The following is a 23,552-nucleotide window of genomic DNA, read 5'->3' on the forward strand; positions in this document are numbered from 1 at the left end:
CACCGAGCAGCCAAGCAGATCGACATGGAGACCAGAATGATCAATCCGACGCCGCCTGCGCGGCTTCGCCTGCGACGATGGTTCGCGCTCGGGTCTGTCGTTGCATTGTTGTTGGGCGTCGCTTGCGTTGCCAATGCGCAGGGCCTGGTCAAGGGTGTTCAGGAGGGCGCGGCCGCCGGCAACAAGGCGGCCGGCCCGGTGGGTGGCGTGCTGGGCGGCGCCATTGGCGGCGTAGTCGGTGTCTTCACCGGCGTGCTCGGCGTCGGCAATAACAACCAGGCGCCGGCCGCCAAGGATGCAAGCAAGGACGCCAAGCAGCAGGGCGCCGACAAGGGCGCTGACGCAAAGGGCGCCAAGGATGCGAACAAGGACGCCAAGAGCAAGGGCAGCAAGACCGCCAAAGCCGCTAAGGAGGCACCGAAGGACGCGACCAAGGACGTCAGCGTTCTCACCCAGAACGGTGCGCCGCAACTCACCGCCGAGCAGATCGTCGCCAACAGTGATTCCTATATCGAGCGCATCAAGACCGAGCTGAACCTCACGCCTGACCAGGAGAAGCACTGGTACGGTTTCTCCAGCGCCATGCACTACCTTGGGCATAATGGTGCGGAGCGGCTCAACCTGCGGATTGCCCGCGCCAAGCGCGATCCGCCGGACGATATCATCGAGCAGATGCGCAACGAGGCGCAGTTCCTGATCGATCGCGCTGCCGACCAGCGCAACGTCGCCGATGCCGCCGAGCCCTTGTACTCGAGCCTGGACGACAAGCAGAAGGAAGTCTTCATCCAGGAGATGGTCCGCCTCAGCCACGAGCGCGGCCTGGATTGATCGGCGTTTGAATAAGAATTGTCACGCTCGATTGCCACGAACTCGTGAATCCCCGCAGCGAAGCAGTTATGATTAGCTGCACGTGATGGCTGCGGGGTTGAAATGACGACGGGCGCACTCTCCGTTTTCCTGGTCGAAGACGAGGCGTTGATCCGGATGATGATTGCCGACATGGTGGAGGAGCTTGGCCACCATGTTGTCGCCGAGGCAGATAATGTTCAGGACGCAAGCGCCTTCGCGATGACGGCGCAGTACGACCTGGCTATTCTCGATATCAATCTCATGGGACTGTACGTCGACCCCGTCGCAGACCTGATCGAGCGACGTGGCAAGCCGTTCCTGTTCGCAACGGGTTACGGACCGGAGTTGCTGCCGTCCCTGCTCCGACGCAGGCCGATCCTGCGCAAGCCGATTTCCATCGACCAGCTCAAGTCGATCATCGACTCGCTCTTTCCCGGCTCGCCGGCGGCCTCGAAAAGCGGTTCGGCCTGACGTCCGCTTCCGACGAATAGCCGGGCAACCTTGCCCTGGGGTAGGTGGAAGGCACTGCGCCCGGCTATTCTGCCGCAGCGGCGCGGCTTCCTCAATTCGTCATGGGAACTTGAAGAAAAGCGGACCGATTCACGCCCGACCTGTGACCGAGCTGCGGCCTTGTCGGGAACCCGCGACGAGGGCGTGTAATCGGCTCTCACAGGAGCCGCGAACTCATTGCAGCGCACAATGAAATTGGCGCCGGGGAAACCCGAGCATCATCCAATTTGTTTAGGCAGTCCGGCTAGGCTTGGATCGAGGCAGATGGCGCATGGACGACAAACGAAAGTATCCGCGTATCGACATCGAAGAGCTGGCCTATGTCTCCGCGGGCGGCTCGGTGATGAGCTGCGTCGTGCGCAACATCTCGCCCGCCGGTGCGGCGATCGACGTTGCCAATCCAGCCTTCGTTCCCCAGCGTTTCCGCCTCGTCATTGCCAAGGATTCGTCGGTCCACGAGTGCCGGGTGATCTGGATCCAGAAGAACCGGATCGGGCTCGCCTTCGTCGGCCCGGAAGAGGCAAGCCGCTCCTGATTTGCTCGTGGGTCGAAAGCGGGAATGGCCGCCCGTGGGCGGCCATTCGGTCAGTGTCTTGCGATGAAATTGCTTTAAAGAACGGCTCTAATCGATGCGTCTTGTTTTCACATCAGGCCGGCGCTGACGTCGATGCCGTTCACCATCAGACCGAACGAGGCGAGCAGACCGACGCAGCAGAACAGCAGGATGGCCTTGAAGGAATTGTCGATTGAACGGATTTCGATGCCGGCCGGAGCCGAGGCGAGTGAGAGCATGCTCATGTTAGTTCCCCCTGTGTTGACCCTGAATTGCATCAGGTAGGGGAAGTCTCTAGCGCAGAAAGTTTGACACGGGATTGCGAGGCATCCTTAACGGCATCCCAACCGATCCGCGGCCGGCCGTCGCCCCGGATCAGCTTCGGCCCGCTCCAAGCACCTTGGCGATGGTTTGGGCGGTCATCGCGGCCCGGTCGGAGGCGCGCTGCGCGGCCAGCCGATCCCTGGCCTTTTCCTCGATCAGGAGATCGATGAGCGCCAATCGACTGTCCTCGTCCACCGCCTCGGCCAGCAGCCGGTGATAGCGATGGTAGTCAAACCCTACGTCCTGCTTACGCATGCCACGCCCCATATCGCAAACACACACGCACTACGGGCGAATTGTTTCTCAAGCGACGGCAGCGGGCAAGGAGGAACTCGCGTCAGGCGACTTGAATCGATGCATTCAGCTGTGGATTGCGGCGCGCGGTTTGCGCAGGATTAACAGGAGATCGCGCTTTCGCTGTGAATGAGCTCACAGTCCTCTCGCCCGCCGGGGCCTATAGCTAAGAGGCAGGCATTGGAATACGCGAATGCAAGACGAATTCGATTTCATTTCAATCATTGTCGCTGTCTGGGTGGCTGGCTATGTCGCCGTCATGCTCGACTACCTCGTTCAGGCCGAGCTTGGCTGGTCGCTCGCGCAGTTGCGCGGGTGGGCATGTCTGATGGCCGTTCTGATTGCACTCGTGACGCTCGCAGGCACGCTTGGCGGCAAGCGTGGTGAGGTTGGCAAGCGTCGCTAATAGACGACGCATTATTTGCTCGCGTCGGCTGCGTCCATGCACTTCAGCACGAAAGCGGAACGGTCGCGCAGCAGGATCTTGGCCTGGTCCGCCTTAAGCGCGCAGGCGCGCTGCCTCAGCTGCTCGGCGCGGCGATGCTCCGCGGCGTCGCGGTACTCGGGCGCAACCGCCCCTGGGTCGACCAGTTTTTGTGCAAGAACGGGGGTCATCAAAACAGACGAAATGGCAACGATCCGGATCAGGTGATTCACAGAAGCCTCCCCGAGCCCCTCAAACTTCGTGATCCTCTCAAGGCCGGGATGGCCTGCTGGGAGGCGTTTCACGCTCGACGCCGCGAATCCTGGGCCAGGCTCACGCCTTGCTGTGATCGCAAAAAGCCTTCAGGCCCGCAAAGCTCGCGTCGGGCTTGACGATGATGCTGGTCGGAATGGGATGGAGGTATTCCCGGAAACGTCCCTTGGCCTCAAAACGCTCGCGGAACGCGGATGCAGCCAGGAATTTCGGGAAACGCGGCACGATCCCGCCGGCGATATAGACGCCGCCGCGGGCTCCGAAGGTCACGGCAAGATTGCCGGCGACGGAGCCGAGGATGGCGCAAAACATCTCGAGCACGGTGCGGCTGAGGTCGCAGCTGCCGTCCAGCGCGGCGGTGGTGATGGCGGCCGCGTCGCGTTTGGGGGCTTTCACACCATCGACCTCGGCGACCGCCTCGTAGAGGTTTTGCAGCCCCGCACCGGACAGCGCGCCCAGCTCGATCTCGACATGGCCCATGCGCCGCCGCATCGCAGCGATGACGCGCTCCTCGCGCTCCGTCTCCGCCGGCAGGGTTGCATGACCCGCTTCCGTGATCACGGCCACCCGGGCGCCGTGACGCTCGACGAGGCACGAGACCCCAAAGCCCGTACCGGGTCCGAGCACAAGCAGCGGCTCACCGGCCGCGCCGGTCTGGCTATCGAGCGGGAACAGGTCGGCCGGTTGCAAGGCTGGCAGCGCCCAGGCCAGCACCTCGAAATCGTTGAGCACGTGAACAGCGTCGAGGCCAAAGCCCTCGCGGAGCTCCTTTCCGTCGATGATCCAGGGGCTGTTGGTCATGACGCAGCGGTTGTTCACGACCGGGCCCGCGACGGCGAGCACGGCGTTGCCGACACGCGCACCCTTGGCCTGGCGAGCCAGGAAGTCGGCCATGGCGTCACGAACGGTGGGGAAGTCGGCGACCCGCGCGTAGGTGACCGGCCCGACCTGGCCGTCCTCCTCCATCAGCGCGAACCGCGAATTGGTGCCGCCGATGTCGGCGAGCAATGCGCAACCTCTTGTCGTCCGACTGGTCATGTCCTCATGGTCGCCGCATCCACCGCCCTTGGTGATCGCGGGAACCTTTATCTCCATTTGCTTCGCGGTCAGATTCGCATACCACCGCGGCTTGATGATGTCGTCAACGTCGATGCGGGCGAACCGTTGCGCTCGGCAAATCCGCCCGCGGTAGGCGGTTGCGAAGCCGCGCCGGAAGATCGACATTGAGATCAGACCGGGTGGAGAGCAGTAATGAAGATATCCGACCGGGACGTCCTGCTCGTGATCGACGTCCAGAACGACTTTTGCACCGGCGGGGCCCTGGCCGTACCTGGCGGGGAGAGAGTGGTGCCCGCCATCAATCGGATCGCCCAAAGATTCGCCAATGTCGTGCTGACCCAGGACTGGCACCCCGCCGACCACGTCTCGTTTGCCTCCAATCACCCCAACAAGCGGCCGTTCGAGGCCATCGATCTCGACTATGGGGTGCAGGTGCTGTGGCCGACGCATTGCGTGCAAGGCACAGCCGGCGCCGAATTCCACCGGGATCTCGACGTCCGCCGGCCGAGTCTCGTGGTACGCAAGGGATTTCGCCGCGGCATCGATTCCTATTCGGCGCTGTTCGAGAACGACCACAAGACACCGACCGGGCTGCTCGGCTATTTGCGCGAGCGCGAGCTGAAGACGGTCTTCGTCGCGGGCCTGGCGCTGGATTTTTGCGTCCGCTTTTCGGCGGAGGATGCCCGCAAGGCAGGCCTCGAGGTCGCCGTGATCGAGGATGCCTGCCGCGGCATCGATCTCGATGGCTCGGTCGCCGCCACCCATCACAGCTTCAAGGCGCTCGGCATTCCCGTGGTCAGCATCGAGGCGTTCTTCTAGAAATGACCCAAGGCACCAAGAAACCGCCGCCTTCGACGGGATCCGAGCCCGGGTCGGATGATCCGCTGCTGTGGCCGTTCGCGGCGGCCAAGCTCGCCATGAACGCTGCGTTCTGGTGGGTGGAGCGCAGCTCGCCCGAGCCGCGCGAGACGGAACTGCCCTGGACCACGCCCAATCAGGTCGCGCTGGAGCTCGCGACCATGCGCCTGCGCGATTGTACGACAAAGCGCACCGGCCCGCCGGCGCTGGTCTGCGCGCCCTATGCTTTGCATCGCGCGCTGATTGCCGATTTTGCGCCCGGACACAGCGTCGTTGAATCTCTGCAGAGAGGCGGCGTCGATCGGGTCTATCTCACGGACTGGCGCTCGGCGTCATCAGAGATGCGCTATCTCTCGATCGACAGCTATCTCAGCGACCTCAACGTCGCGATCGACGAGATCGGTGCGCCGGTCGACCTCATCGGCCTGTGCCAGGGCGGCTGGCTGTCGCTGCTCTACGCCGCGCGCTTCCCGGACAAGGTGCGCCGCCTGGTGCTGGTCGGCGCTCCCGTCGATCTCGCGATCGAATCCGCATTGTCGCGGCTCGCACGCAATGCGCCGGAACTGGTCTACGACCAGCTCGTCGCGCGCGGCGGCGGCAATGTCAGCGGCGAGGAGATGCTGCGCTTCTGGTCGAGGTCGCTGAGCGCCGAAGACATCGCGGTGGCCCTGCAAAGGAGTTTGGCCGAGGAGGGCGGTGGTGAGCTGCTGGAACGGTTCAATCGCTGGAACGAGGAGACGCTCAACCTGCCTGGCAGCTATTATCTCCAGATCGTCAACTGGATCTTCCGCGAGAACCGGATCGCAGCGGGAGACTTCGTGGCGCTCGGCCGACAAATCGATTTGAAGGATGTGAGAGCGCCCGTCTTCCTGCTCGCCGGGCTCGACGACGAGGTCGTGCCGGCGACCCAGGCGCTGGCGACCGCCGATCTCGTGGGTACGCCCCCGGTCTTCATCGCCGCGGCATCGGAGCCGTCGGATCATCTCGGGCTGTTCATGGGAGCGCGGACCCATGCCCATGCCTGGCCGCGCATCACCGAATGGCTGCGCTCCGATCTCGGCGGCGGCGTTCTCGCGCGAAGGGCCTGATAGGATCTCCGGACGACGCCGGTCTTGATCCCGGTCAAAGCCGTTGGGCCGACGGGAAGCCTAGAGTGTGCCGTGGAGGCTCCATGAGGCTCAGCACATTTCTGGCCGCTCTGGCGCTGGCGACTGCCGCGATCTCGCCGGCAGTCGCACAGGCCGATGGCTCGCGCGGCGACAAGGCCGTGTCCGAGTTCATGACCGCGCTCCAGTTCCAGCACATCAAATTGTGGTCCGCCGGCCGCCTCGGCAACTGGCCGCTCGCGACCTATGAGCTCGATCAGATCGAAGCGGCCCTCGGGCACGCGGCGGCGCCGAAGGGTCGCGCGGACCAGGCTGCCGCGGCGGTACGGGCCTTGCGCGGTACTGTCGATGCCAAGGACGTCGCGGCTTTCACCACGGCCTATGGCGATCTGACCAATGGCTGCAATGCCTGCCACCGCGCCGAGGGATATGGTTTCATCACGCTTCAGGTACCGGCGAGTTCGCCTTTCACGGATCAGCTCTTCGTCGACCAGCTTGCCGAGGCGCGTGGGCTGGCGCGCTCGATCTGCGGCAACTGTCATGTGGTCTCCGACAGACCGAACGAACAGCCGGAGTCGCGTATCCCGACACCAAGCTTCCCGGACCTTGCAAGCCGGCCGTCATTCTCCAGCGACGACCTCAGGCAGCTCCTCACATCCGGTCATCGTTATCTCGGACCGAACCAGTCCATGCCGAACCCGCGCCTTGCCGGCCACCAGGTCGAAGCAATCGTCGCGTTGTTCGAAACGCTGCGGGCCGAACGCTCCCGGTAGGGCCTGGATCCCCGCCGTTCCGTCAAAAGAGCGGCGGCGTCCGTGGGGTGCCGCCGCGAGTGGAGCAGGGAGGATGTTTCGCAGAACCGTTATGCATGATTGGGAATTACGTGCATTCATCGACGCCAATCGGCTAAGAATGGTTCGCAACTGAACGGAAGGTCCCGCGCACCATGAGCTTTCACTCGATCTACGCCCTCGGATTTGCGCGCGTGGCGGCCTGTGTCACCACCTCGCACGTGGCCGATCCCGCCGCTAATGCGACGGCGATCGTGGCGGCTGCGGGTGCCTGTCACGAGCAGTCGGTGGCGGTCGCCGTGTTCCCTGAACTGTGCCTGTCCGGCTATGCGATCGAAGACCTCGTAATGCAGGACCCGCTGCTCGACGCAGTCGAGCGCGGCCTTGAAGCGATCGTCGAAGCGTCGTCGGCCCTGATGACCGTGTTGTTCGTCGGTGCGCCGCTGCGCCATGGTGCGCGGATCTACAATTGTGCCGTGGTCATCCATCGCGGCAGCATTCTGGGCGTCATTCCCAAGACCTACCTGCCGACCTATCGAGAGTTCTACGAAGGCCGCCATTTTGCCTCCGGCGCGGGCGTCATCGCAGAGGAGATTGCGATCGGCCGCGTGCGCGCGCCGTTTGGTGTCGACCTGCTGTTCGCAGCGGACGACGTCGCGGGCCTCACCATTGGCGTCGAGATCTGCGAGGACATGTGGATCCCGGTGACGCCGGCCTCTGAGCTGGCGCTTGCCGGTGCGAGCGTGCTGATCAACCTCTCCGGCAGTCCGATCACGATCGGCCGGGCACGTTCGCGCGCGCTGCTCTGCCAGTCCACCTCCGCGCGTTGCCTTGCTGCCTATGTCTATGCCGCTGCGGGCGCCGGCGAGTCGACGACCGATCTGGCCTGGGACGGCCAGACCTCGATCTACGAGAATGGCGTGCTGCTGGCCGAGGGCGAGCGCTTCCGCCAGGGCGGGCAGATCACGACCGCCGACGTCGATCTCGACCTGCTGCGGCAGGAGCGTTCGTTGATGGGGACGTTCGACGACAACCGACGGCAGCGCAAGGCAAGCGTCCGCAAGATAGCCTTTGCCCTGAAGCCGCCCGTTGCCGATATCGGCTTCCTGCGCAAGGTCGAGCGCTTCCCCTTCGTGCCGAGCGACGAGCATCTGCTCGAGCAGGACTGCTACGAGGCCTACAACATCCAGGTCGCCGGCCTCGTGCAGCGGATGCGCGCGACGGGGACGAAACGCGTCGTGATCGGCGTCTCCGGCGGGCTCGATTCCACCCACGCCCTGATCGTCGCGGCCAAGGCGATCGACCTGCTCGGACTGCCGCGGAGCAATATCCTGGCTTACACCATGCCGGGCTTTGCCACCGGCAGCGAGAGCAAGACCAACGCGCTCGCGCTGATGAAGGCGCTGCAGACGAGTTGGCAGGAACTGGACATCCGCACCACGGCCACGCAGATGCTGAAGGACATCGGTCATCCCTTCGGCAAGGGCGAAAAGGTCTATGACGTCACCTTCGAGAACGTGCAGGCGGGCCTGCGCACGGACTATCTGTTCCGCCTTGCCAACCATCACGGCGGCATCGTCATCGGCACCGGCGACTTGTCGGAACTTGCGCTTGGCTGGTGCACCTATGGCGTCGGCGACCAGATGGCGCATTACAACGTCAATGCCGGTGTGCCAAAAACGCTGATCCAGCATCTGATCCGCTGGGTGATCGCCTCGAAGCAGTTCAGCGATGATGTCAACCGAACGCTTGCGTCGATCCTCGCCGCCGAAATCTCGCCAGAGCTCGTCCCCGTCAGGCCGGGCGAGAAGCCGCAGAGCACGGAGGCCGCCATCGGGCCGTACGAGCTGCAGGACTTCAACCTGTTCTACACGCTGCGCTTCGGGTTCCGTCCGTCCAAGATCGCCTTCCTGTCGCTGCATGCGTGGAAGGATGTTGCGGGAGGCGAGTGGCCCCCAGCATTCCCGAGCGACCGGCGCAAGGCTTATGCGCTCGCCGACATCCGTCACTGGCTCGAGGTATTCCTGCGGCGGTTCTTCGCCTTCAGCCAGTTCAAGCGCTCGGCGATGCCCAATGGTCCAAAGGTCTCGGCGGGTGGCTCGCTGTCGCCGCGCGGCGATTGGCGCGCGCCGTCTGATTCCAGCGCCGCCGCATGGCTCGACGACCTCGAGCGCAACGTGCCGAAGTGATGAAGACGGACGAAAGAAGGGGATAGGCTGATGGCGGCCGAGCCTGGGCCGGAAACGGCCAACGATCAGACCGGGGTCGTCAACGGCCTCTACATGTTCGAGATCGAGATGCGCGACGGCAAGCGCGGCCAGGCCAGGGGCGTCGCCGTACTCTGCGATGGTCGCATCATGGGCGGCGACAGCTATTTCTACTATAGCGGCCACTACACTTATCGGAACGGCAAGTGGCGCGGCGACATGACGGTCAATCAGCACACCGAGGCGGTCGGCAAGTCGCTAGCGTTCGCCGGCAGGGAGGTCACCTGCGGCTTCTCCGGCGGCTATTCCGCTGGCGGTGCCGAGGTTGAAGGCGTGGCTCTGGTCGGCAAGACCAGCGTGCCCTTTGCCGCACGGTTGACGCTGAAAGAGGCGATGTAGGCAGCGGATCGCCGCGGGCTCTCAGCCGTTTTGGACCAATAGGCGATACGGCGGCGTGCCCAGCATTTCTAATCCGGGGCTCCCGCCGCGCGCAACGTTTCGGCAAATTTCAGCCATTGCGCTGGACCACGATAAGGAAGCGGACAGCAGCCGCTGACCGAGAAGTCCGGTTCGTGCTCCAGAAGGGCCTCCACTGTACTCTGCGCCCCTTGGTGATCGCCCGCTCGCCAGCGGGTGACCGCTAGGGCGGCCAGGTTGGGGCCCACGCCCGGAGCCAACTGGTTGGCCCGCTCGAACCAGGCTCTCGCTTCGTCAAGACGACCTGCGTCGAGATGGCCATAGCCAGCGAACCGACTGTAAAGGTGCACATAAGGATCTCGAGTTTCGATGCCGACAGCCCGCATCGCGCTCTTGGCTCCAGCATCGGGTTCGCCCGAAAACACCTGGGCGGCTCCCAGCGCCCACATGGCCATGTTGAAGTCCGGATTAAGTTCGAGCGAGCGCCGCGCCGCGGCCATCGCATCGCCGTGGCGGCGCCGTCCGAACAGCAGCAGCAGGGAATGCGCAGTGTGGTTTACATCGCTCTTGTTGTTCACCCGTACCGATTCCTCGACCCGGCGAATGGCAAGGTTGAGCACCGCGTCGTCCGGCCTGCTGAAACCGTAAAGAAAATCTGCAGTTCCAAGTCCTGAGCCGGCCATCATCAGCGCCATGAAGTTTTTAGGCTGCAGCTCCAGAATTTGCTCCGAGATGACCCCACCGCCGCGCCAGCCCTCCTTCGTCGGCGTAAAAAAGCTCACGCCCGCCAGCGCCAGGAGCTCTTCGACCGAGAGTTCGTCCAGGGGACGATTGGCGAGTCTGTCGGCATCATCCGCGGCCACCCGGCGCCGCACGCTCATGGCCATTTTCGGCGCGCAACGGTCGAGAACATCGAACAGGCTATCGCAGTGCTCATCGTAACGTTCCGACCAGATCTGCTTCTCTTCGTCAGCCGACAGCAGCCGCGCAAAAATCCGATGCCGGCCCTCGCCGATATGCACCGCGCCTTCCAGCACGTAGTGCGCCTTGGCGCGATTGGCAGTGAGTTCAAGCCCGGTCAGGCGAGAGAGACAAGAATTGAGTTCGTGACAGAGATCGTTCGCAAACCGTTGCTCGATTTCACCGGGAGCTTCAAACTTGCAAAGAAACAACCGCGGCTTCCCCTCCGCACGCAAGCTGGTCAGTCGCTTCGGCCACGACCACACCCGTATTGGACGCGCAATGTTCTTGAACTTCCGCTCGCCATTGTCGAAGAAGGTCGCCTGGACAGACTGCGCAGTGTTTTCCTGGACCGATTGCGAGATCAACACTCCGCCCGGTTCGGCCATGCCTTCCAGACGCGCCGCGACATTGACCCCGTCACCATAGATATCGCCTTCGTCGAGAATGACATCGTCGAGGTTGATCCCGATGCGTAGTACGATACGGTCTTTCTCGGGTGTCGCGCCTTCTCGCCTGGCGATCGCCTCCTGGAGATCGATGGCGAATTGAGTTGCCTGTGCTGCGCTTGCGAATTCGGCCAGAAATCCGTCGCCGGTCAGCTTGACCACGCGCCCGCCGTGACTTGAAACGGCTGGATCGACTAGCTGTGTACGGAGTTCCTTGAGCCTTGCGAACGTCCTGAGTTCGTCCGTCTCCATCAAACGGCTGTACCCGACCACGTCGGCGGCAAGGATCGCAGTGACGCGACGTTCCATTCTGCGCTCCCTCAGAACGGCGGGAGTTCAGCATATTTCGATCAGCCGAATTAACAAGGCCCGGCCCCAGCCTCTACCGGTGGCAGATCAACCCGCCGGCCGCGGCGGGGCCGCCGTCTCTGCGCCGGACGTCGATCGGTGACAGCGGTGTTCGCAGCAGTGTTTTATTGTCCACAGTGTCAATCGCGATACACAGCATCGGAGCGACTCGTCGTAGGCTTTTGCCGCGTCTTCATGGCGCGTTTCTCCCTTAGCCTTGGGCCCGTCGCGAATGGCGGGCTTCCTTAACTTGCAGGTGACATGGAAGGGAGCGTGTCAAGCGCGGTGAAGCGCCTCCTTAGGCGAGTACCAGCGAAGAAAGTTCCATGCATTGTTGCTGGCTCAGCAGAGGGACTGCGTGGAACTCCGCTCCGATTGGCGTGGTTTGTACATTGCAAAGGAGGGACTACGATGTTGGACGCTGCCGCGCTGCGCGAAGATCTCGCCGCAATGGAAAAGCAAATCCGGTTTAATCCCAACGACTATGATCTCATCAACAAGTACCTGTCATATGCGCGCAAGGTGCGTGAGATCGAACATGGCCAAAACGGCTATGTGACTGCACGAAGGAAACATCAAAGCTAAATCCCGATGTGCGGAGGAGTTTTATAGCGCAGCAGCGTTTGCTGAGAGCCTCGATGTCGTTTCTCAATCGCGAGCATGGTGGACCGCAAACAAACAGCAACGATAGGCCCCAGCTCAGGGGGGACAAGCTGGGGCCATTCACGCGGGTCCCTGACACTCAGGGGGCAGGTACCGCATTTACAATCAGCTTCCGAAGTGCCCGTTCCTTGCAGCTCAAAAAATCGTGGCGGTGCTGGAGCGTTTTTAAATCCGTGGATGCAGGCCGCCCCGGCAACGGACCCAGACCCGGCTGGCCGTAGCCGGCCGCCTGGTCAGCGGTCGTTACTGGCATCACCTCCGGCAGGAGCAGCCCGCCGGTGAAGCAACCGATCCAGAATTTCAGGAGCGGCTCATCTCCAAGTTGGGCGAGCTGACTGGTGTTGCGTTTCCTCAGGCTTAGTGGACCACGGGCCCTTCGAGCCGGTTGCTAATATTTCGCTCTGGTTTTTCGTGTGGGCTGGAAGGGCAGGGAGATTCTCACGTCGCGAATCTACCAGCCGACGGCATTCGCGATCGGCAGCAAGAACCGACGTGGACCCAAAGATGGACCCAAATCGATTTTTTCAGCGTTTTTGCAGCTCAAGAACGAGGCTGCAAAAATGCACGAAATGATCTGCGATTTAAGGGGGAGGGGCGTGTTTTGCATCGGGAAGAGTTGCCACGAGGTCCGGAGTGCCTAGGAGTCCGGACCTCGTGACTTCATCCCCCGCCCCATGGCGCCCCCGCCCATGTGACGCGGCCAGAAAAGTGTGATGCGCGTTGGCCGTCGGTCGCACTCGGGAGATACGTGAAATTTGTGATCGTCGCTATCCGCGTCACTACGGGAGCACCTGCTACAATGCGACGCGAGCGTGTGGAGACCATGTCCTTTGTCATGCCGCGGGGCATTCCGGTGGCGATCGTGGCGACGACGCTGGAGGCGTCAATCATCAGTGACTGACGGCGGGGACCAACTCGCCCCCTCCAGCAGGCTGCGCCGGGAGCAGAGGAGGCCTGCGAGAGGCCGATCCGGCCCTGTCAGGCCCAAGTTCTCGTTGCGCCAGCCGACCCCGTGCGCTATCCGGCCGGAAAGGCCTGAGGCGGCTTCGAAATTTGCCGCCAGGCTCAGCCAACCCAGGACGGAAACCGCCATGCCAGCCTATCGCTCCCGCACCACCACCCACGGCCGCAACATGGCGGGCGCGCGCGGCCTCTGGCGCGCGACGGGCATGAAGGATGCGGATTTCGGCAAGCCGATCATCGCGGTCGTCAACTCCTTCACCCAGTTCGTGCCAGGCCACGTCCACCTCAAGGATCTCGGCCAGCTCGTTGCGCGCGAGATCGAGCAGGCCGGCGGCGTCGCCAAGGAGTTCAACACCATCGCGGTCGACGACGGCATCGCCATGGGCCATGACGGCATGCTCTACAGCCTGCCGTCGCGCGAGTTGATCGCCGACAGCGTCGAGTACATGGCCAATGCCCATTGCGCCGATGGTCTCGTCTGCATCTCCAACTGCGACAAGATCACGCCCGGAATGCTGATGGCGGCGCTCCGGCTCAACATCCCCGCGGTGTTCGTCTCGGGCGGCCCGATGGAAGCCGGCAAGGTCAAGCTGCATGGCAAGACGCAGTCTGTCGACCTGATCGACGCGATGGTCGCCGCGGCCGACTCCAAGGTCAGCGACGAGGACGTCAAGGTGATCGAGCGCTCGGCGTGCCCGACCTGCGGCTCGTGCTCGGGCATGTTCACCGCCAACTCCATGAATTGCCTGACCGAGGCGCTCGGCCTCGCGCTGCCCGGCAACGGCTCGGTGGTGGCAACCCATGCTGACCGCAAGCGGCTGTTCGTCGAGGCCGGCCACACCATCGTCGATCTCGTGCGCCGCTACTACGAGCAGGACGATGCCAGCGTGCTGCCGCGCAACGTCGCCAACTTCACGGCGTTCGAGAACGCGATGACGCTGGATATCGCGATGGGCGGCTCGACTAACACCGTGCTGCATTTGCTTGCGGCTGCCCATGAGGGGCAGGTCGAGTTCACCATGCGCGACATCGACCGCCTGTCGCGGCGCGTACCCGTGCTGTGCAAGGTCGCGCCGTCCGTCGCCGACGTCCATGTCGAGGACGTGCATCGCGCCGGCGGCATCATGGGCATTCTGGGTGAGCTCGACCGCGCCGGCCTGATCGACACCAAGGTCTCCACCGTGCACGCACCGACCATGGCCGACGCGCTGGAGCGCTGGGACGTCAAGCGCTCGAAGAGCGAACAGGTCCGCACCTTCTATCGTGCTTCGCCCGGCGGCATCCCCACCCAGGTCGCCTTCAGCCAGGAGCGCCGCTACGACGAGCTCGATCTCGATCGCGAGAAGGGCGTGGTGCGCAGCCTCGAACACGCCTTCAGCAAGGACGGCGGCCTCGCCGTGCTCTACGGCAATCTCGCGCAGGACGGCTGCATCGTGAAGACCGCGGGCGTCGACGCCTCGATCCTGAAATTTTCGGGCTCTGCGCGCGTGTTCGAGAGCCAGGACGCTGCGGTCGAGGGCATCCTGGGCGGCAAGGTCGTTGCCGGCGAAGTCGTGGTCGTGCGCTACGAAGGTCCGCGCGGCGGCCCCGGCATGCAGGAGATGCTCTATCCGACCAGCTACCTGAAGTCGGTCGGCCTCGGCAAAGCCTGCGCGCTCGTCACCGACGGCCGTTTCTCCGGCGGCTCCTCGGGCCTGTCGATCGGGCATTTGTCGCCGGAAGCCGCCGAAGGCGGCAATATCGGCCTTGTGCGTGACGGCGACCGCATCGCGATCGACATTCCGAACCGCAGCATCCAGCTTGAAGTCTCCGACGAGGAGCTCTCCAGGCGTCGTGCGGCGGAGGAGGCGAAGGGTGATGCCGCCTGGCAGCCGCAGAACCGCAAGCGTAGCGTCTCGACTGCGCTGCAGGCCTATGCTGCACTGACCACCAGCGCCGCGCGCGGCGCGGTGCGCGAGGTCAAGCGCCGGCCGAAATAGGCCCATACGTGCGGGTTGCGATCATTGGTCAATGAATCCTTATTGACCAGCCGCGATTGCGCGGCCCCGTTAAGGATGCCCCAACGATCTTTCAGCGACGCGGATTTCGCAGCGTATACTGCTGCGTGCTGACTTATCGAGCCAGGTCATTTTCCGCGTAACTGGGGTATCGCAAACATGTCTCGTACCATTGCCGTCGTTCTCGCCAGCGCAACCGCAGCCATCGCCATGACGGGCGCGGCGTCCGCCGGCTGCTACAATTGCTATGCCCCGCCGCCTTGCACGACCTGTTACCAGCAGCAATACGTGGCGCCGCAATATCGCACCATCGATGAGACCGTGATGGTCTCACCCGGCTCCGTCGTCGCCCATCGCACGCCCGCACAGTACCGCACCGTGATGGTGCCGCGGACCGTGATGGTCGCGCCGCCAAGCGTGCAGTACGAGCGCATCCCGCCGCAATATGCGACTCGCCAGCGCGTCGAGATGGTCTCGCCTGGCTACTCCTACTACGCTCCGGTCGTCTCGCCCTGCGCGTCCTGCGGCAGCTACTGAACCAGAATCAGCACAGACAAAAGCGCGGCGCCTCTGGCGCCGCGTTTGCTTGAAGCGAACGAGGCCCGGAGTTGGAGACCAGTCCAACCGGGCCTCGTGACCGGCGACGCCCTGGGCGGCGGCGCCGATGTCGGGAATTGATTGTGTCCGGCCACGGGTGAGGGGCCGTTGCAGGCTTCGCAACCTAAGGGCCCAAGCTGACAGCGACCTTACAGGTGGTTCCGACGGGCTTTCGCAAGATGCGGAAAAGTGTGGAGCGGAGTTCCGAAAAGATCATGCACTACTGACGGCAATTTCGATCAGATCGTAGATCGAGCGCTTTCGGCAACGAAGCGCATAGAATACGGTGGCTGTTGCTGCGCTCAATGAACTCCCAGGACGTTCATGATCAGACCTCCCCTTGTAGGAGGCCGAGCTAACACAACTCCGTCCACTTCCTTCATCAGGAGCGAGCTGTTCGCCTCTTAGGGGCTCGGCGGTGCAATTTCGATCGCCGTCAAATCTGCTACGCCTCGCACCGTTTTTCCGAACATCGTCTCCGCCGTGACGATCGTGCCACGATCACTTTCCTCGATGTTCACAGACGTTCCCGCGAGAAGCAGGGTGCAGTGTAGTGCCTCAAGGTCAGGCGGAGCGTTGCCTTGTCGGAGCTGCTCCGTCGCGAACGCAACGACCGCCAAGGTGCGGCAAACAACGGCACCATCGGCGCGTACCTTGCCTGAGCGAACGATTGGCGAGGCGCCTTGGGCTAGCGCGGAAGTGAGACCAATGAGAAAAACTGCAAAGAGGTAGAATGGCATGCGCCATCTTGGACCAGACGCCGCATGCCGTCCACTTCCTTAGGGAGGCCTGGCGCCTGCAATCGCCGTCCGCGCCGTCGGACGAGCGGGTCTAACGACTGGCGGATCAGATCTAATGAAAACTGGAAGTTTTGATCGACACCAATAGTGAGCCACCGGGACCATTTTTGCAGCAATCGGCTGAAGCCCTGGTTTGGGCGAGCTGAACCGTTGAGCGAGATCGATGATCTGTTCCCGCGGCGAGGGACGCCAAACACGCTACATCTGCAAAACCATCAATGATCGATCAAATGTCGATTTCCGCTTCGGCGATAGTTCGTGCCGTTATCGTTGGGAGCAGAAACTGTGCTATATGCGCCGGCATGCCCACGCGTCGCGAAGTGTTGGGGGCAGGCATGCTAAGCTTGGGCCTCAACTTACCCTCTGTCGCAGTCTTTGCGAGAACGACACCTGTCGTTGCCCAGGATATTGTACCCGCCGCATACCGCTCGATGACGAGGACCTATTGCGCGGGCCGGTTCAACGGAGGTTCTACGTACCTTCCGCCATTTGGCGCTGAGTGGTCTGTGAGCATTTGGGCACGCGTGCCCCCGTCGACTACGAACTTCACCGGCGGTTATCTCTTCAATATCGGGGTGAGTGGCACGACGCGGTCAAAAGCGACCGGCGATGGGACGGAGCAGCAGCTCGCCCTCGGCTACTCCGGAACCGTCCCGCTCAACAACAGCGGCAACAGATTCAAGTTTTTCCTGTCGGGCACGGACAAGGCGCTTAACAAGGTATCCGCCGCGTCGCTGAATGGTACCAGTCCGGACGGCACGGCCTTCGGCATCTCCTCGGAGGCGCAAAACGATCACAAGTATGAAAATCACCCGGCGCTCTACACGGTCCAGTACCGCAGTGGGACCATCGAGATTTGGCAGACGTTCCGGAGCGAACGCCCCCGGCTCATCATGTCGAAAGTCTGCCTCTTTACGGGGTTCGACAGCCCACGATTGGCTTGCACATGGGGCACTTTGCTCAATCTGCAATTCAACCCATCCGTTGAGGTTGAAATGCCGATCTATGCGCCGGATCGAGCGCTCTCTGAAAACGAAATCGCTCAGATCGCTGACGGCATCAACCCCGCCACGCTCGGGAACTTCGCGAATGCGCATCCTTTCGCTGTCATCCGGTTCGCGAGCATATCGAACGGGGGATCAACCAGCAGTGACACGATATCGAAGGCGATGCAGAACGACGGCAAGACGGTGACGTTGAACGGTCAGGTCTTCACCTTCAAGGAGACGCCCGTCGATCCTGTCCTAGACATCCAGACTGCTACACATGCGGTTGCTTCAAACGCGTCCGTAAGCTCGACGGCCGGCGTATTCACAAAGACGGCGCACGGTCTAAAGAACGACTGGAAGGTCACTGTTTCCGGTTCGAACTGGACGTCGGGCCTTCCTGCTGCCCAATTCTATTACATCGTGGGCGCGACGCCCGACACATGGCGGCTTTCTCTGACGCAGGGCGGCGCGGCGCTCGATGTTATGAACGGCAGTTCCGTCGTCGACGTCAGTACGACGCCGGAGACGATCAGCAGGCTTGCTGCGCGGTTGAACTCGCTGACGCCGCTTCAAGGCGGCGCGAGCGACGCGCGGTATATCCATGTCGGCGCCGATGTCCTTGTTATCAAGCATCGCAACACCGGCGCGGCCGGCGAGGCGTTTGTCTTCGACACGACCTGCACTGCGAAAATGCCGACCGCTCAGCATCTATCTTGCACGGCCATCCTGTATACGGATGCGACAGCTTACGTTGACGGCATGCTTGGATCCTATGGCGTTACACGCACCCGTAACAATGCGTGGGTGACGACGGGGCTTGGCGAGCTAGCGCCGAACACGCAAGTCACCGGCTCGGTCCGTATCGATAGCTGGGCCTGCGGGACCGTCATTCAGCACAAGGATGGGGTCGGGCATTTCAACCTGACCGGAATCTTCACGGGCGTCACGCCGGTCGGTGTGCAGGTAAAAGTCACCGATCTGTCGTCCGGCTCGGTGGTTCAGGACTGGACAGCCGTTTCGGGCTTTTCGGCTGACGCCGTCGCCAAGACATGGGGCGGCAAATTTACCTGTCCGAAGGGCAAGCGTTGGTTGAGCTTCCAGCTGCGCAAGCTTGGCTCCGCTCAGGTAACTCAGCAATCGACGGTCCCGATCGGGGTCGGCGAAGTTGTCGTGCAGCAAGGTGATAGCATTCAGGGCCTAATGGCTAGCTTGGGGGCGGGTAAGGTTGCGCCGAACGGTTTCATCTCCCGCTACAACTACAGAGGCAGCGCTTCCTGGCAGCGCATGTACGGGAACGCGTCAAACTTAGCTTTGCTGGGCGCCGGCGAGGCGGTGTTTGCCAACAAGCTCTCGAATGAGAGCGATTGCGTGGTAGCCCTCATCAACGTCAATATCGGAGGCTCAACGGTATCCAACTTCGCCACCAAGTCGAACCTAGACAACGTCAATGCTGGCTTGAACAAAATTGCACTGTGCGACACGTCAAAGGTCGCCTGCAAGGCAGGCTGGTACGTTTGGGATCAGGGTGCTGCGGACAGCGGCAGCGGATATGGCGCCAAGCTCGACAGCTTGTACTCGTGGGTACGAACGAACCTCGGCAACGACATCCTCTTTGGCGAGGTGTTCCTCTCGAACCGTCAGCCCAACGCGGTTGATGCAACGCAGGGCTATCAGACGGTTCGCAGGGCCCAGATGGACTGGATTGCAGGCAAGGTCGGCGACCCGCTTATCGTGGCGCTTTGCGATGACCATTTCTTCTGGAGCAACACAACGGACGGAGCGCACCCGACGGACCCCACCGACATGGAATTGCGGGGCGAGATGCAGGCCATGTCCATGCTGAGGTATCGCGGCATTTCGACATACGACGGCTTCGGTCCGAAGCCTGTGTCCGCGGTCCGCAGCGGAGCGGTTATCGACATAACGTTCCAGCACAACGGAGGCACGGGTCTTCAGACCTGGCAGGCCGGCAACGTCACCGGGTTTGACGTCGTTAAGGCGTCTGTAGGGTTCAACCCGTCGTACGTTGCGACCTTCGTCACCGTCGACGCCACGGCTGATACGATCAGTTGGTCGGGAAGCCCTGCGGCCAACGGCGACAAGGTCATGATTTCGTCAATCACGACGATGCCGGGCGGCATCACTCGAGGAGCAGTCTACTACATCGTGAACAAGCGCGACGACAGCATGCAACTCTCGGCGACGTTGGGCGGATCGCCGATCGACATCACGTCGAACGGAAGCGGCGTACGAGTCTTCTGCGTCAATCCGTTGCTTGATATTGCGTCCGTCGCCATCCTCGATGCCAATACGGTCAGGATCACGCTGACTGCTGATCCCGGCCAAGCCGTGCAGGTCAATTACCTCTGGGGCCTGCCAGGACGGAAGACGGCGGATCCCAACCCGACGCTTAGCCTTTCCGGGAGAGAGGCGATGACGACCGCGACCGCTCAATCGAACATCTTGTTCGATAACTACGCCATGGCTTATGCCAGCACGCATTTGCCTGGCCGCCCCGCCCGACCGACGGCGAGTACGCCGTTGCAAACTGCCGTATGAAACGCTATCGCGACGCGCGCGCCTTCCCGACAGCAAGGATGGCGTTTCTGCCGACGGCTCTTCGGTTTGCCTTTAGGGAAACGGCCAAAATCCCTTGGCGGACGTTTATGAAGCAGCCTTGTGAAAGAGCGTCCCGTCGAGCCAATCGCCGCGCGCGGTAAGGTGACAATCGTGGTCACGGCGCCCAACCTGAACAGTCATGCTTCTGATGCCTTGGGCCATGAGGTCGGGAGTGTGATGCTATCGGCTCGATGCCTTCGTGCCCGTAGCCATCGCCGTCCGGGAAGAACGCTTCCGAGCATGCCGGGGGAATGGATGGAGGGCCTCCGGGTGGTCGGGCAGGCCATCCAACTCGTTATAGTCAAGCTTGAACTGATCTGCCGTGACCCGCGTGCGCGCCATCACAGCCTCTTGTTGCAGCGCTCGACAATACCCGCAACGTCGGCGCAGGGCACGCTTCCGCTCCGTTTTCCATGTCAATCAACACTTGCAAACTGTTCAGCCAGCCGACATGAGAGCAGTGATGCGTGCCGTGAACGGGGGCGGGAGGACACTTTTGGTCCAAATCGGGTCCAAGTTCGCGTTGCGTTAGTTGGGCTCGTGGGCTAAGTGCCTGATCTCATTGATCCGGAAGGGTGGCCGAGTGGTTTAAGGCACCGGTCTTGAAATTCAGGAATGGCCGTATCGGCCAGTATCTCCTGATCCCTTATAAGCTTGAAACGTCTTAGAAAAATTCGATAGCGGTCATTTCTTGTACCGCCCCGTCACAGCCCGTGCCGCGCAGTTCGGTAGCAAAAGCGGTAGCACGGGAGCAGTCATGATCGTTCATTCCATCGTAGCCGCGCTGGCAGGCGAAATCGTCGTTGCCGCGCTCCTGTTTCTCATCCTCCGGTGGAATGCAAGAGACGAAGAACCGCAGGACGACAACGACAGCGGTTCGCGAATGTACTGAAATAGAGAAGCCCGCCGGGCGTGAACCGGCGGGCCACGGAGCGCATCGCCGACAGCCTCATTCGGCGGTCAGGATCCGGTAGGTGCGGGCCCTCAGGAGCCCGTACAGCCCCCGGCGCTCATAGTAGGCCACGATGTGATGGTAGTGCCACATGGCAATGCGCCCCCGGTTCAGAACGTGAATTTGCGCGTGAACTTCAGCGCCGCCAACGCGCCCTCGAACGTCGTTGGCTCGATGTCGTCGACGATCAACCGCGCTTCGAGTTCACGCGCCTCGGAGATGCGTACGGCCTCAACTAGAGGCCGGAGGCGCGTATCTCGGCGCACGAACGCGGCCGACAACCGTGCATGCTCATCACGGTTGCGATCAGGATACAGGTCTGCCGAAGTGTACCGATCGATTTCCACATGGGACATCGAAGGGAATTCCTGCATGTTTCCGACGTTGAGCACGTTTCCGACGCTGAGGACGCACGGGTTAAGATCGCCGGCGCGGTCCAATTCCCGTTCGGCCGTCTCGAGCGCGGCGGCCGCATCTGCCAGCGCATCATCGACCCTCTCGTATTCAGCCAGCGCCGCGAAAATCGGGTCAGCAGCGCTCATTGCGATTGCCGGGACGGCTATCGTGGCCGCTCCGGCCAGCGCCGAGAGAGCAAGAAATTCACGACGGGATGTGTTATTCGCCTTTGCAGCCTTCGCCATGGTCCAAGTTCCTTGGTGGGGGTTAGGCTCGCTTTGGCGCTGGAACGCCATTGCGAGCCGCATTGATTTGCCGTAATGTACGTACGCTACGATGTACGTACATTACGGTCAAGAGGCATGAGCGAAAAAACTGAGCGGTTCGAGATGAGAGTGGAAAGCTCGTTTTTGAAGAGCGTGGATGAATGGCGTCGGAAGCAGCCCGATCTTCCATCTCGAGCTGAGGCTATTCGACGCCTCGTTGAGCAAGCTCTAAGCACTAAGGGAAAGCATGAACGGCGCGATTGATAGCCTTCGTGCGAGGGTTGAGGCCCTGGAAGCAGTTGTAGCCGAGCGGTTGCCGCTCTCTGCCCGGCTACGCGCCGTGCTCGGGATCGAGACGATGCAGGCCGACATGCTCGAGCTACTGATGCGCCGCGAGACGGTGACGCGCTCGGGGTTGCTTGAGTATCTGTATGGCCGCGATCCCGACTGCGATCAGCCCGAGAACGGCGAAAAGAACCTCGATGTGATCACTGCAAGGCTTCGCCCGGTGCTGCGCCGGCACGGTATAGACTTTGAAGCCGTGTGGGGCGTCGGCTGGCGGATGTCGCGGGCTGACAAAGCCAGGCTGAAAGCTTTACTGGAGAGCACCGGTTAAGTCAGGCACAGAACGCACGAAGAACGCGCCAATTTCGTGCCGTTCAAAATCATGGACTTAGAAGCGAATGTTTATGCTCTTGATGGATGGCATCGCCTGCCTGATCTTCCTCGGCCTCGCCTGGTTGGCGATACTGTTCGCGGGAGCACTCCTTGGCCGAGCGATCGGCGCCACCCTTGTGGCCTTCCGGCGCGCGTTTACTGCTAGACCACGCCGCGCGGTGGATATTCGAGACGTCGATTGAAGCCGCCCCCATTCCACCGCTGGCGGATCAGGACGCTTGCCACAGTTCGGCAGTCGATACCGGGCGCGATTGCAACCGCTTCACATCCCTCGATCGGTACGCCCTGTTCGTTCGTGAGGGTGAGAAGGCCGCCTTCCACCACGTAGTGGCCGAGCTCTACCTGGCCGGGATCGCTTCCCTTTGCGCCTCTCACGCTCACTGTGATCGATTGCACGCGCTGGGCCGCCGTTAGCGGCGTGGGCGCCGGGACACCCGAGGAATCCTCCTGCGCCGAGGGCCGGCGCTCCTCGACCGCGGGAGCCGCATTGGCAGCCTTCCCGCTGGCAGCCTCGAGCCTGTCTAACCAGTTCAATGCAGGAACTCCCGCGGGACCGTGTTGCCAACCGCGAACGTCGCGATGGCAATTCTGTCGTCTTCGTCCAGGCTCGCGCAGGCCTCATCAAATGTCCAACCGTAGTGGTCGGCGACGTGCTGAACGAGTTGGCGCTGGCGCTCGATCTCGGCCATCAGCTCGGGATTGTTGATCCCATTGAGAAGTCCCATCACAGCGTCCCCATCTTCAAGAGAGCGAGGAACGGCCGGCACTGGCACTCCTCGTTTGCAGTCTCGACGTCGATCTTGAGCGCCTGGTTTTCAACGCTCGCCCGGATCACCCCGCGCGGAATTCCCGGGCAGCTCTGCGCGACTTCGTCGACATGGGCCTCAATAACCGCGTCGATTTCAGCGCGGAGCTGCTTGATGCGCTGCTCAATCTGCTGAGAGGCTATTGCCATCGATCCATCCTTTCCTCGCGGCCGCAGCCGCATTCTGCGCGCGACGAACGGCCCGATCTCTATCGGCTTCGCGCTTGTTGACGTAGATCTGGAGGTCATACGGCAGAGCAAAAAAGCGCTGCCGTTCGTGCTTCGGCCACGATCGCGGTGGCTCCATCCGGGACACCGCATTCATGGCAAGGGCTGCCGGGGCGCCGAGGGTCGGATCGGCATACCCGTGCTGCTGATGCGCCCGCGACACCTCCCGAACCGCGT

At 62.3% G+C, this 23,552-nt stretch carries 25 protein-coding genes and 1 pseudogene; 16 read left to right on the plus strand and 10 right to left on the minus strand.

Going from position 1 to position 23,552, the window contains the following annotated elements:
- The first annotated feature begins 36 nt into the window (after window positions 1-36).
- The 3 genes from ACV1FX_RS33620 to ACV1FX_RS33630 all read left to right on the plus strand — a co-directional run bounded on the left by ACV1FX_RS33620 (window position 37) and on the right by ACV1FX_RS33630 (window position 1,894).
- Window positions 37-828, plus strand: a complete 792-nt coding sequence (locus tag ACV1FX_RS33620) for a Spy/CpxP family protein refolding chaperone (protein ID WP_473121836.1) — start codon at window positions 37-39, stop codon at window positions 826-828.
- A gap of 102 nt (window positions 829-930) precedes the next feature.
- Window positions 931-1,320, plus strand: coding sequence for a response regulator (locus ACV1FX_RS33625; RefSeq protein WP_473121837.1), 390 nt, complete (start codon window positions 931-933; stop codon window positions 1,318-1,320).
- A 310-nt stretch (window positions 1,321-1,630) separates the two neighbouring features.
- The gene (locus ACV1FX_RS33630) at window positions 1,631-1,894 is read left to right on the plus strand and encodes a PilZ domain-containing protein (protein ID WP_473121838.1); all 264 of its coding nucleotides are present in this window, start codon (window positions 1,631-1,633) and stop codon (window positions 1,892-1,894) included.
- A 107-nt stretch (window positions 1,895-2,001) separates the two neighbouring features.
- Here ACV1FX_RS33630 and ACV1FX_RS33635 read toward each other — a convergent pair whose 3' ends face one another.
- Both ACV1FX_RS33635 and ACV1FX_RS33640 read right to left on the minus strand, forming a co-directional pair.
- A complete protein-coding gene (locus tag ACV1FX_RS33635) occupies window positions 2,002-2,157 on the minus strand; it encodes a hypothetical protein (RefSeq protein WP_473121839.1) in 156 nt (51 codons plus the stop codon).
- Window positions 2,158-2,287: 130 nt separating this feature from the next.
- Window positions 2,288-2,491 (minus strand): hypothetical protein, encoded by a 204-nt coding sequence (locus tag ACV1FX_RS33640; protein WP_473121840.1) that lies wholly within the window; start codon window positions 2,489-2,491, stop codon window positions 2,288-2,290.
- A 232-nt stretch (window positions 2,492-2,723) separates the two neighbouring features.
- Here ACV1FX_RS33640 and ACV1FX_RS33645 point away from each other — a divergent pair, with 232 nt between their 5' ends.
- Window positions 2,724-2,936, plus strand: coding sequence for a hypothetical protein (locus ACV1FX_RS33645; protein ID WP_473121841.1), 213 nt, complete (start codon window positions 2,724-2,726; stop codon window positions 2,934-2,936).
- A gap of 11 nt (window positions 2,937-2,947) precedes the next feature.
- Here ACV1FX_RS33645 and ACV1FX_RS33650 read toward each other — a convergent pair whose 3' ends face one another.
- Both ACV1FX_RS33650 and glk read right to left on the minus strand, forming a co-directional pair.
- Window positions 2,948-3,187, minus strand: a complete 240-nt coding sequence (locus ACV1FX_RS33650) for a hypothetical protein (protein ID WP_473121842.1) — start codon at window positions 3,185-3,187, stop codon at window positions 2,948-2,950.
- Between the two features lie 100 nt (window positions 3,188-3,287).
- Window positions 3,288-4,265 carry a glucokinase gene (gene glk / locus ACV1FX_RS33655; RefSeq protein WP_473121861.1) on the minus strand — a complete coding sequence of 326 codons (978 nt, stop codon included), beginning with the start codon at window positions 4,263-4,265 and terminating at the stop codon, window positions 3,288-3,290.
- 213 nt (window positions 4,266-4,478) lie between these two features.
- On the opposite strand from glk, the gene pncA reads away from it, so the two are divergent.
- The 5 genes from pncA (at window position 4,479) to ACV1FX_RS33680 (ending at window position 9,647) form a co-directional block, all read left to right on the plus strand.
- Window positions 4,479-5,105: a bifunctional nicotinamidase/pyrazinamidase gene (gene pncA, locus ACV1FX_RS33660; protein ID WP_473121843.1), complete on the plus strand. Its 627-nt coding sequence runs from the start codon at window positions 4,479-4,481 to the stop codon at window positions 5,103-5,105.
- A 2-nt stretch (window positions 5,106-5,107) separates the two neighbouring features.
- Window positions 5,108-6,232: an alpha/beta fold hydrolase gene (locus ACV1FX_RS33665; RefSeq protein WP_473121844.1), complete on the plus strand. Its 1,125-nt coding sequence runs from the start codon at window positions 5,108-5,110 to the stop codon at window positions 6,230-6,232.
- Window positions 6,233-6,315: 83 nt separating this feature from the next.
- Window positions 6,316-7,023: a c-type cytochrome gene (locus ACV1FX_RS33670; RefSeq protein ID WP_473121845.1), complete on the plus strand. Its 708-nt coding sequence runs from the start codon at window positions 6,316-6,318 to the stop codon at window positions 7,021-7,023.
- Between the two features lie 173 nt (window positions 7,024-7,196).
- Window positions 7,197-9,230, plus strand: coding sequence for an NAD(+) synthase (locus ACV1FX_RS33675; protein WP_473121846.1), 2,034 nt, complete (start codon window positions 7,197-7,199; stop codon window positions 9,228-9,230).
- Between the two features lie 30 nt (window positions 9,231-9,260).
- Window positions 9,261-9,647 (plus strand): GrlR family regulatory protein, encoded by a 387-nt coding sequence (locus ACV1FX_RS33680; RefSeq protein ID WP_473121847.1) that lies wholly within the window; start codon window positions 9,261-9,263, stop codon window positions 9,645-9,647.
- A gap of 68 nt (window positions 9,648-9,715) precedes the next feature.
- On the opposite strand, the gene ACV1FX_RS33685 is transcribed toward ACV1FX_RS33680, so the two are convergent.
- Window positions 9,716-11,383: an adenylate/guanylate cyclase domain-containing protein gene (locus tag ACV1FX_RS33685; protein WP_473121848.1), complete on the minus strand. Its 1,668-nt coding sequence runs from the start codon at window positions 11,381-11,383 to the stop codon at window positions 9,716-9,718.
- 450 nt (window positions 11,384-11,833) lie between these two features.
- Between ACV1FX_RS33685 and ACV1FX_RS33690 the strand changes: the two genes are divergently transcribed.
- The 4 genes and pseudogenes from ACV1FX_RS33690 (at window position 11,834) to ACV1FX_RS33705 (ending at window position 15,582) form a co-directional block, all read left to right on the plus strand.
- On the plus strand, window positions 11,834-12,007 hold the full coding sequence (locus ACV1FX_RS33690) for a hypothetical protein (RefSeq protein ID WP_473121849.1): 174 nt from the start codon (window positions 11,834-11,836) through the stop codon (window positions 12,005-12,007).
- A gap of 271 nt (window positions 12,008-12,278) precedes the next feature.
- Window positions 12,279-12,446 (plus strand): annotated as a pseudogene (locus ACV1FX_RS33695) (SDR family NAD(P)-dependent oxidoreductase); the annotation flags it as partial.
- A gap of 730 nt (window positions 12,447-13,176) precedes the next feature.
- Window positions 13,177-15,027: a dihydroxy-acid dehydratase gene (gene ilvD / locus ACV1FX_RS33700; RefSeq protein ID WP_473121850.1), complete on the plus strand. Its 1,851-nt coding sequence runs from the start codon at window positions 13,177-13,179 to the stop codon at window positions 15,025-15,027.
- Between the two features lie 228 nt (window positions 15,028-15,255).
- On the plus strand, window positions 15,256-15,582 hold the full coding sequence (locus ACV1FX_RS33705) for a hypothetical protein (protein ID WP_473121862.1): 327 nt from the start codon (window positions 15,256-15,258) through the stop codon (window positions 15,580-15,582).
- Window positions 15,583-16,046: 464 nt separating this feature from the next.
- Here the strand turns inward: ACV1FX_RS33705 and ACV1FX_RS33710 are convergent, their stop codons facing one another.
- Window positions 16,047-16,382: a hypothetical protein gene (locus ACV1FX_RS33710; RefSeq protein WP_473121851.1), complete on the minus strand. Its 336-nt coding sequence runs from the start codon at window positions 16,380-16,382 to the stop codon at window positions 16,047-16,049.
- Between the two features lie 566 nt (window positions 16,383-16,948).
- On the opposite strand from ACV1FX_RS33710, the gene ACV1FX_RS33715 reads away from it, so the two are divergent.
- Both ACV1FX_RS33715 and ACV1FX_RS33720 read left to right on the plus strand, forming a co-directional pair.
- Window positions 16,949-19,990 (plus strand): hypothetical protein, encoded by a 3,042-nt coding sequence (locus tag ACV1FX_RS33715; RefSeq protein ID WP_473121852.1) that lies wholly within the window; start codon window positions 16,949-16,951, stop codon window positions 19,988-19,990.
- Window positions 19,991-20,807: 817 nt separating this feature from the next.
- Window positions 20,808-20,942 carry a hypothetical protein gene (locus tag ACV1FX_RS33720; RefSeq protein WP_473121853.1) on the plus strand — a complete coding sequence of 45 codons (135 nt, stop codon included), beginning with the start codon at window positions 20,808-20,810 and terminating at the stop codon, window positions 20,940-20,942.
- Window positions 20,943-21,112: 170 nt separating this feature from the next.
- On the opposite strand, the gene ACV1FX_RS33725 is transcribed toward ACV1FX_RS33720, so the two are convergent.
- On the minus strand, window positions 21,113-21,643 hold the full coding sequence (locus ACV1FX_RS33725; RefSeq protein ID WP_473121854.1) for a hypothetical protein: 531 nt from the start codon (window positions 21,641-21,643) through the stop codon (window positions 21,113-21,115).
- 268 nt (window positions 21,644-21,911) lie between these two features.
- On the opposite strand from ACV1FX_RS33725, the gene ACV1FX_RS33730 reads away from it, so the two are divergent.
- The gene (locus ACV1FX_RS33730) at window positions 21,912-22,280 is read left to right on the plus strand and encodes a hypothetical protein (protein ID WP_473121855.1); all 369 of its coding nucleotides are present in this window, start codon (window positions 21,912-21,914) and stop codon (window positions 22,278-22,280) included.
- A 203-nt stretch (window positions 22,281-22,483) separates the two neighbouring features.
- On the opposite strand, the gene ACV1FX_RS33735 is transcribed toward ACV1FX_RS33730, so the two are convergent.
- Genes ACV1FX_RS33735 through ACV1FX_RS33745 form a run of 3 tightly spaced genes read right to left on the minus strand, consistent with a single transcriptional unit; the run spans window position 22,484 to window position 23,297 of the window.
- Window positions 22,484-22,876, minus strand: coding sequence for a hypothetical protein (locus ACV1FX_RS33735; RefSeq protein WP_473121856.1), 393 nt, complete (start codon window positions 22,874-22,876; stop codon window positions 22,484-22,486).
- The gene (locus ACV1FX_RS33740; protein WP_473121857.1) at window positions 22,873-23,067 is read right to left on the minus strand and encodes a hypothetical protein; all 195 of its coding nucleotides are present in this window, start codon (window positions 23,065-23,067) and stop codon (window positions 22,873-22,875) included. Before ACV1FX_RS33740 ends, ACV1FX_RS33735 begins: the two co-directional genes overlap by 4 nt.
- The gene (locus tag ACV1FX_RS33745) at window positions 23,067-23,297 is read right to left on the minus strand and encodes a hypothetical protein (RefSeq protein WP_473121858.1); all 231 of its coding nucleotides are present in this window, start codon (window positions 23,295-23,297) and stop codon (window positions 23,067-23,069) included. Before ACV1FX_RS33745 ends, ACV1FX_RS33740 begins: the two co-directional genes overlap by 1 nt.
- Window positions 23,298-23,552 lie beyond the last annotated feature (255 nt).

It is taken from the genome of Bradyrhizobium ingae, assembly GCF_055791185.1.

What these genes read in the sequence shown, in the direction of transcription:
- ACV1FX_RS33625 (WP_473121837.1), top strand. Translation starts at nt 931, where the DNA reads ATGACGACGGGCGCACTCTCCGTTTTCCTGGTCGAAGACGAGGCGTTG.
- ACV1FX_RS33630 (WP_473121838.1), top strand. Translation starts at nt 1,631, where the DNA reads ATGGACGACAAACGAAAGTATCCGCGTATCGACATCGAAGAGCTGGCC.
- ACV1FX_RS33645 (WP_473121841.1), top strand. Translation starts at nt 2,724, where the DNA reads ATGCAAGACGAATTCGATTTCATTTCAATCATTGTCGCTGTCTGGGTG.
- ACV1FX_RS33680 (WP_473121847.1), top strand. Translation starts at nt 9,261, where the DNA reads ATGGCGGCCGAGCCTGGGCCGGAAACGGCCAACGATCAGACCGGGGTC.
- ACV1FX_RS33745 (WP_473121858.1), bottom strand. Translation starts at nt 23,297, where the DNA reads ATGGCAATAGCCTCTCAGCAGATTGAGCAGCGCATCAAGCAGCTCCGC.
- ACV1FX_RS33685 (WP_473121848.1), bottom strand. Translation starts at nt 11,383, where the DNA reads ATGGAACGTCGCGTCACTGCGATCCTTGCCGCCGACGTGGTCGGGTAC.
- ACV1FX_RS33675 (WP_473121846.1), top strand. Translation starts at nt 7,197, where the DNA reads ATGAGCTTTCACTCGATCTACGCCCTCGGATTTGCGCGCGTGGCGGCC.
- ACV1FX_RS33730 (WP_473121855.1), top strand. Translation starts at nt 21,912, where the DNA reads ATGAACGGCGCGATTGATAGCCTTCGTGCGAGGGTTGAGGCCCTGGAA.
- ilvD (WP_473121850.1), top strand. Translation starts at nt 13,177, where the DNA reads ATGCCAGCCTATCGCTCCCGCACCACCACCCACGGCCGCAACATGGCG.
- ACV1FX_RS33740 (WP_473121857.1), bottom strand. Translation starts at nt 23,067, where the DNA reads ATGGGACTTCTCAATGGGATCAACAATCCCGAGCTGATGGCCGAGATC.
- ACV1FX_RS33725 (WP_473121854.1), bottom strand. Translation starts at nt 21,643, where the DNA reads ATGGCGAAGGCTGCAAAGGCGAATAACACATCCCGTCGTGAATTTCTT.
- ACV1FX_RS33665 (WP_473121844.1), top strand. Translation starts at nt 5,108, where the DNA reads ATGACCCAAGGCACCAAGAAACCGCCGCCTTCGACGGGATCCGAGCCC.
- ACV1FX_RS33705 (WP_473121862.1), top strand. Translation starts at nt 15,256, where the DNA reads ATGACGGGCGCGGCGTCCGCCGGCTGCTACAATTGCTATGCCCCGCCG.
- ACV1FX_RS33720 (WP_473121853.1), top strand. Translation starts at nt 20,808, where the DNA reads ATGATCGTTCATTCCATCGTAGCCGCGCTGGCAGGCGAAATCGTCGTT.
- ACV1FX_RS33670 (WP_473121845.1), top strand. Translation starts at nt 6,316, where the DNA reads ATGAGGCTCAGCACATTTCTGGCCGCTCTGGCGCTGGCGACTGCCGCG.
- ACV1FX_RS33635 (WP_473121839.1), bottom strand. Translation starts at nt 2,157, where the DNA reads ATGAGCATGCTCTCACTCGCCTCGGCTCCGGCCGGCATCGAAATCCGT.
- pncA (WP_473121843.1), top strand. Translation starts at nt 4,479, where the DNA reads ATGAAGATATCCGACCGGGACGTCCTGCTCGTGATCGACGTCCAGAAC.
- glk (WP_473121861.1), bottom strand. Translation starts at nt 4,265, where the DNA reads ATGACCAGTCGGACGACAAGAGGTTGCGCATTGCTCGCCGACATCGGC.
- ACV1FX_RS33710 (WP_473121851.1), bottom strand. Translation starts at nt 16,382, where the DNA reads ATGCCATTCTACCTCTTTGCAGTTTTTCTCATTGGTCTCACTTCCGCG.
- ACV1FX_RS33690 (WP_473121849.1), top strand. Translation starts at nt 11,834, where the DNA reads ATGTTGGACGCTGCCGCGCTGCGCGAAGATCTCGCCGCAATGGAAAAG.
- ACV1FX_RS33620 (WP_473121836.1), top strand. Translation starts at nt 37, where the DNA reads ATGATCAATCCGACGCCGCCTGCGCGGCTTCGCCTGCGACGATGGTTC.
- ACV1FX_RS33640 (WP_473121840.1), bottom strand. Translation starts at nt 2,491, where the DNA reads ATGCGTAAGCAGGACGTAGGGTTTGACTACCATCGCTATCACCGGCTG.